Source organism: Ilyobacter sp., assembly GCF_041583315.1.
Classification (GTDB): Bacteria; Fusobacteriota; Fusobacteriia; order Fusobacteriales; family Fusobacteriaceae; genus Ilyobacter.
Window position 1 is genome coordinate 1 of the sequence record NZ_JBFHGC010000139.1, and the last position, 5,670, is coordinate 5,670.

General features: G+C 36.5%; 5 protein-coding genes and 1 pseudogene. 3 read left to right on the forward strand and 3 right to left on the reverse strand.

Annotated features, from left to right (window positions below; translation table 11 throughout):
* The 3 genes from ABZA26_RS06295 to ABZA26_RS06305 all read left to right on the forward strand — a co-directional run.
* Positions 1-750: aspartate aminotransferase family protein (locus ABZA26_RS06295; protein ID WP_372713669.1), on the forward strand; the 750-nt coding region annotated here is incomplete at its 5' end.
* 48 nt (positions 751-798) lie between these two features.
* Positions 799-1,917, forward strand: a complete 1,119-nt coding sequence (locus ABZA26_RS06300; RefSeq protein ID WP_372713670.1) for a 4-hydroxybutyrate dehydrogenase — start codon at positions 799-801, stop codon at positions 1,915-1,917.
* A 150-nt stretch (positions 1,918-2,067) separates the two neighbouring features.
* On the forward strand, positions 2,068-2,820 hold the full coding sequence (locus ABZA26_RS06305; protein WP_372713671.1) for a YitT family protein: 753 nt from the start codon (positions 2,068-2,070) through the stop codon (positions 2,818-2,820).
* A gap of 151 nt (positions 2,821-2,971) precedes the next feature.
* On the opposite strand, the gene argF is transcribed toward ABZA26_RS06305, so the two are convergent.
* The 3 genes and pseudogenes from argF to ABZA26_RS06320 form a co-directional block, all read right to left on the reverse strand.
* Entirely contained in the window at positions 2,972-3,955 is a 984-nt protein-coding gene (gene argF / locus ABZA26_RS06310) for an ornithine carbamoyltransferase (protein ID WP_372713672.1), read from the reverse strand.
* Positions 3,956-3,973: 18 nt separating this feature from the next.
* On the reverse strand, positions 3,974-5,143 hold the full coding sequence (locus ABZA26_RS06315; protein WP_372713673.1) for an aspartate aminotransferase family protein: 1,170 nt from the start codon (positions 5,141-5,143) through the stop codon (positions 3,974-3,976).
* A gap of 16 nt (positions 5,144-5,159) precedes the next feature.
* Positions 5,160-5,670: pseudogene (locus ABZA26_RS06320) on the reverse strand (acetylglutamate kinase); the annotation flags it as partial.

Sequence of the window (5,670 nt, forward strand, 5' to 3'; positions counted from 1 at the left end):
GGGTGCAATTTGGAATGTGCTGAAAAATTAAATGATCTGCTTAAAGGTGAACTATCAGCCGATATGATTGCCGCCTTAATCGTAGAACCTGTACAGGGAGAGGGTGGCTTTATCGTACCTCCAAAAGGATACTTGCCAAAACTTCAGAAAATATGTAATGATAACGGAATACTGTTTATAGTTGATGAAATTCAGGCAGGGTTTGCCAGAACAGGTAGCCTGTTTGCATCTGAACAGTTTGATATTGAGCCTGATATGATAACAATGTCAAAATCACTTGCTGCTGGAATGCCATTGGCTGCAGTTGTCGGAAGAGAAGAAATAATGGAAAACCCAATTGTAGGTTCTATAGGAGGAACTTTTAGTGGGAACCCTGTTGCATCTGCTGCCGCTATTAAAGTTCTTGAAAAAATAGAAAAGGACAAACTTGCAGAAAAAGCTAATATTATTGGTGAAAAGATCAAATCAAGACTTTATGAAATGCAGAAAAAATACCCGGTTATAGGGGATATAAGAGGACTTGGAGCTATGTGTGCAGTTGAGTTTATCACAGATCCAGAATCAAAAGAACCTAATAAAGAAATAATAGGAAAAATTACTAAAGAAAGTCTTCAACAAGGTGTAATATTCATAAGTGCAGGAATTTACGGAAATGTTCTTAGATTTCTTCCACCACTTGTAATGACAGAAGAGCAGTTAGAGTACGGTCTGGATGTTCTTGAAAAATCAATAGAAAAAGCTTTAAGCTAAATTACCATAGAAATATCAATTAAAATAAACAGGGAAAGGCAGGATACTATGAAATTATTTAGATTACAACCTGAAATTCATAAATTTGATAAATTCTCTGAATTTACAGAAGAATTTTCTATCGGAGAAAAAGATATTATTGTAGTCAATAACTCCATTTTTGATAAATTTATAAAAGAACTTAATTTAAAAAGTATATTTATATCTCCAAAAAAATACGGTGACGGAGAGCCTTCTGACGAGATAATAGACAAAGTTCTTGCAGAAGCTGCCCAATATAAATTTGATAGAGTAGTTGCCATCGGTGGAGGAGCCGTAATGGATATAGCCAAATTCTTGGTTCTTGAAAACGTAAATAATTCCATCGATGTTTTCGAAAGAAAAATTGAATTCAATAAAACAAAAGAATTTATTGCTATTCCCACCACTTGCGGAACAGGCAGTGAGGTCACATCGTATTCAGTAGCAGAGATAAAATCAAAGGGTACTAAAATGGGTATAGGGATAGATGAATTTCTTCCCGATTATGCTGTACTTATACCGGAGCTTCTGAAAAATATCCCATATAAGTTCTTTGCATTTAGTACTCTTGACGCTCTTGTACATGCAGCTGAATCCTTTGTAGCCCCAGGATCAAACCCCTATACAGATATTTTTGCGGAAAAGGCAATAGAACTGATCCTCAAGGGTTACAAACAAATATCTGAAAAAGGAAAAGACTATTATTCTGAAATCATAGAAGACTTCCTTATAGGAAGTAACTATGCAGGGATAGCATTTGGAAATACAGGAGTCGGACCAGTACATGCACTATCATATCCCCTTGGCGGGAAATACCATGTGGCACACGGTGAATGCAACTACGAATTTTTTACACCGGTTTTTAAGGCCTATACCGAGATCGCACCAGAAGGGAAAATCAAGAAGTTCAACGACTTAGTAATTTCAATACTGGAATTAGACAAAGATTCTGACCTATATGCTGAATTGGATAAACTTTTCAACTTCATCTGGGAAAAGAAAAAATTAAGCAGCTTCGGTATGAATGAAAGCGAAATTCTAGGATTTACAGAAAGTGTGATTGAAAAACAGCAGAGACTTCTCAGCAACAACTATGCACCCATAGAAAAAGAGAGTATAATTAACATCTATAGAGAGCTTTTTTAAACCAGCAATAAATATTTCATTAAAATAAAGAATTGGAGTCCTATATAGTGGATTCCAGTTTTTTATGTCCTTAGATTTTGTAATAGATTACAGTCTAACCCTGAAATAAATTATTTCAACTATAGCTATTATATTGAGGAGCGTAGAAAAATGAATAAGAAAATAAAACTATACAGTGGAGTAACATTTTTAATAGGAATAAGTGCTATTTGTTTTGGGATTAATTTAATGGTAAAGTCAAACTTTGGAGTTTCCGTAGTTTCATCAATCCCTTATGTTTACAGCCTAAAATTTAAAAATATTACTTTCGGAGGATGGTCTTATCTTATTCAAACCATTCCTTTTATACTATTAGTAATTTTATTAAAAAATTTAAAAGTCAAATACTTCCTTTCTTTTTTTATGGCGTATGTTTTGGGAAAATCAATAGATATATTTGGTATGATATTACCCTCCTTTAACTCAGATACACTCATGTCGAGACTGACTCTCTTTGTTGCAGGAACAGTGGCCATAGCTTTTGGAATAAGTGCCTGGATTAAAAGTCAATATCTGATGCAACCCTGTGATGTATTTATAAAAGATTTTTCAAAAGAAAAAAAAATAAACATAGGGAAGACAAAAACTCTCTTTGATCTTTCATGTCTTAGCACTTCAGTTGTTTCTAGCCTTTTCTTTTTAAGAAAAATTGAAGGCGTGTACTTAGGTACTCTTCTATCTGCATTGACAACTGGAATGATGGTGAAATTTTTTATAGATATTCAGAACAAATATATTGAAGATGTAAATTTCTTTAATAAGGAAAGGATAGACCTCGTATTGGAGTACGATTTTTTTCAAATGAAGAAGCAGTTAAAAAAAATGTTCCCTGTAAATAGTTGCCAAGAAAACCAAAAATTATAAAATATTTTTTAAGTCATTTTTGAAAGTGCTATTGTTGCTGTTTTTAATTCTCAAATGTAATCTTAAAACCAAAAAGAACCTAATTAAATATAAATTAGGTTCTTTAAAGATATTAGCTTGAAAATTATGCTTATCAAGCTTTTTTTATTTTCTATTTTCCCAGAGTGGCTACCATGACTGCTTTTATAGTGTGTAGTCTATTTTCAGCCTGGTCAAATACCACTGAATTCGGACCTTCAAAAACCTCATCTGACACTTCCATCTCAGTAATGGCAAATTTATCAAAAATATCTCTGCCCACACTTGTCTCCAGATCATGAAAAGCAGGGAGACAGTGAAGGAATATAGCATCTTCCTTTGCATAGGACATAGCCTTACTGTTCACTTGATATGGCTTTAGGAACTCTATTCTTTCTTCCCACACCTTCTCAGGCTCACCCATAGATACCCACACATCTGTATAAACTGCATCTGCATCTTTCAGCCCTTCTTCTACAGATTCTGTAAAAGTAAGCTTTGCACCTGTTTCCTTAGATATTTCAAGACACTGATTTATAAGCTTCTGAGTAGGGAAGAGAGATTTTGGCCCTACAATTCTAAAGTCCATCCCCATCTTGGCAGCTCCCACCATGAGAGAATTTCCCATATTGTTTCTTCCGTCTCCCATATATACAAGCTTTGCCCCTTGAAGTTTTCCCTTGTGCTCTATTATGGTCATAAAATCTGCCAGTATCTGAGTGGGATGAAATTCTGTTGTCAGTCCGTTCCACACAGAGACTCCAGAATGTGCCGCAAGTTCTTCCACAACTTTTTGTCCATAGCCCCTATACTCTATGGCATCAAACATTCGTCCCAGTACTCTTGCAGTATCCTTGATCGACTCCTTTTTCCCTATCTGAGACCCAGAAGGCCCCAGGTAAGTCACATGAGCTCCCTGATCATAGGCTGCCACCTCAAAAGAACATCTAGTCCTTGTGGAGTCCTTCTCGAATATAAGAGCAATATTTTTACCCATAAGTTTTTTCTCTTCTTTTCCTGATTTTTTGTCCTCTTTCAGCTTTTTCGAGAGATCCAGAAGCTCCTGTATCTCCTTAGGCGTAAAATCAAGTAATTTTAAAAAATGTTTATGTTCCATCCGGCCCCCCCAGTAATTCTACAGTTCTTCAAACACCTCTTTTATTATCTGAAGTGCCTTATCAAGCTCTTCATATGTTACATTCAGAGGAGGTACAAGTCTTACGACATTATTACCTGCTCCCACCAGCATAAGCCCTTTTTCAAAAGCCTTCCCCACAAAAGTCTTGGCCTCAAGCTCCTCTTTTAATTTTATTCCGAGAAGAAGTCCCATTCCGTTTATTTTTTCGATTACGCTGTGATCAGCCATCATTTTTTCTATTTTCTGCCTTGTGTACTCACTCTTCTTGTCTACTTCAGCGATTATTCCTCCGTCTACAAGCTCATCTATGATTGTTACTGCCACTGCACATGCAAGAGGATTTCCTCCAAATGTAGCACCGTGGTCTCCTGGAACAAGAGTTTCAGAAGCTTTCCCTTTTGCAAGAACAGCCCCTATAGGAAAACCTCCTCCTAGTCCCTTTGCCATTGTAACTATATCAGGTACTACTCCGAATTTTTGATATGCAAAATAGGTTCCAAGTCTTCCTGCTCCGCACTGAACCTCATCAAAAATAAGAAGAGCATTCTTTTCATCACATAGCTCTCTTATTTTGTCGAGAAAGTCCTTTTCGGCACTTATGATTCCTCCCTCTCCCTGGATGACCTCCATGATTACCCCACAGACATTCTCATCCATCTTAGAGACAAAATCCTCTATATTGTTGTACTCACACTCTACAACTCCTCCGATGAGGGGTTTATAAGGGTCCTGATACTTTTTCTGTCCTGTTACAGAAAGAGCTCCCATAGTTCTCCCGTGAAATGAGTTTTTCATATAAAGTATCTTGTACTTGTCTTCAGAAAACTCTTTACCAAATTTTCTGGCGATTTTCAGAGCCAGTTCATTTGCCTCTGTTCCGCTGTTACAGAAAAACATCTTCTCCATATCTCCCTGTTGAGAAAGCTTTTTAGCAAGAGTTGTCTGCTTGTCGTTCCAGTAAAGGTTTGATATATGCATCAGAGTTTCACTCTGGTTTTTTATTGTTTCTACGATTTTAGGATTGCTGTGTCCAAGGCAGTTTACTGCTACTCCGGCTACAAAATCTATATATTCCTTACCAGTTTCGTCATAGGCATATACACCCTTTCCTCTTACGAAAGTAGGTTCAAATCTGTTATACGTATTCATTACATTAATTTTTCCCATTATCCCTCCCTCGACACTATCTTACTATTCTGTAATCTTTTACTATCATTGTACCTATACCAGAGTCAGTAAAGAGCTCCAGTAAAATCGAATGTTTTACTCTTCCGTCTATAATATGCACATTTTCTGCTCCGCCGTCTAGTGCCGTCATGCAGGCATCTATTTTCGGAAGCATTCCTCCGCTTATTGTTCCGTCCTCTATTAGATCTTTTGCCTCATTGTATTTCAGCACACTTATCTTGCTGCTAGGATCATTTATATCCCTCAAAAGCCCCGGAACGTCTGTCATAAATAAGAATTTATCAGCATTTAAGGCTCCTGCAATGGCTCCTGCCACATAGTCTGCATTTATATTATATGTGTTTCCATCCTCATCTACTCCCACAGTTGATATTACAGGAATATAGCCATCTTTTTGAAGAACCTCTATAATATTGGTGTTAATCTTCTTTACCTCTCCCACATAGCCTATATCGACTTTCTCTTTCCCGTCCATAATATACTTTTTTCTTGCAAGGATAAGGTTA

Bases quoted from the DNA above. Each gene is read 5' to 3' on its own strand.
- ABZA26_RS06305 (WP_372713671.1), top strand. From the start codon at position 2,068: ATGAATAAGAAAATAAAACTATACAGTGGAGTAACATTTTTAATAGGA.
- ABZA26_RS06300 (WP_372713670.1), top strand. From the start codon at position 799: ATGAAATTATTTAGATTACAACCTGAAATTCATAAATTTGATAAATTC.
- argF (WP_372713672.1), bottom strand. From the start codon at position 3,955: ATGGAACATAAACATTTTTTAAAATTACTTGATTTTACGCCTAAGGAG.
- ABZA26_RS06315 (WP_372713673.1), bottom strand. From the start codon at position 5,143: ATGGGAAAAATTAATGTAATGAATACGTATAACAGATTTGAACCTACT.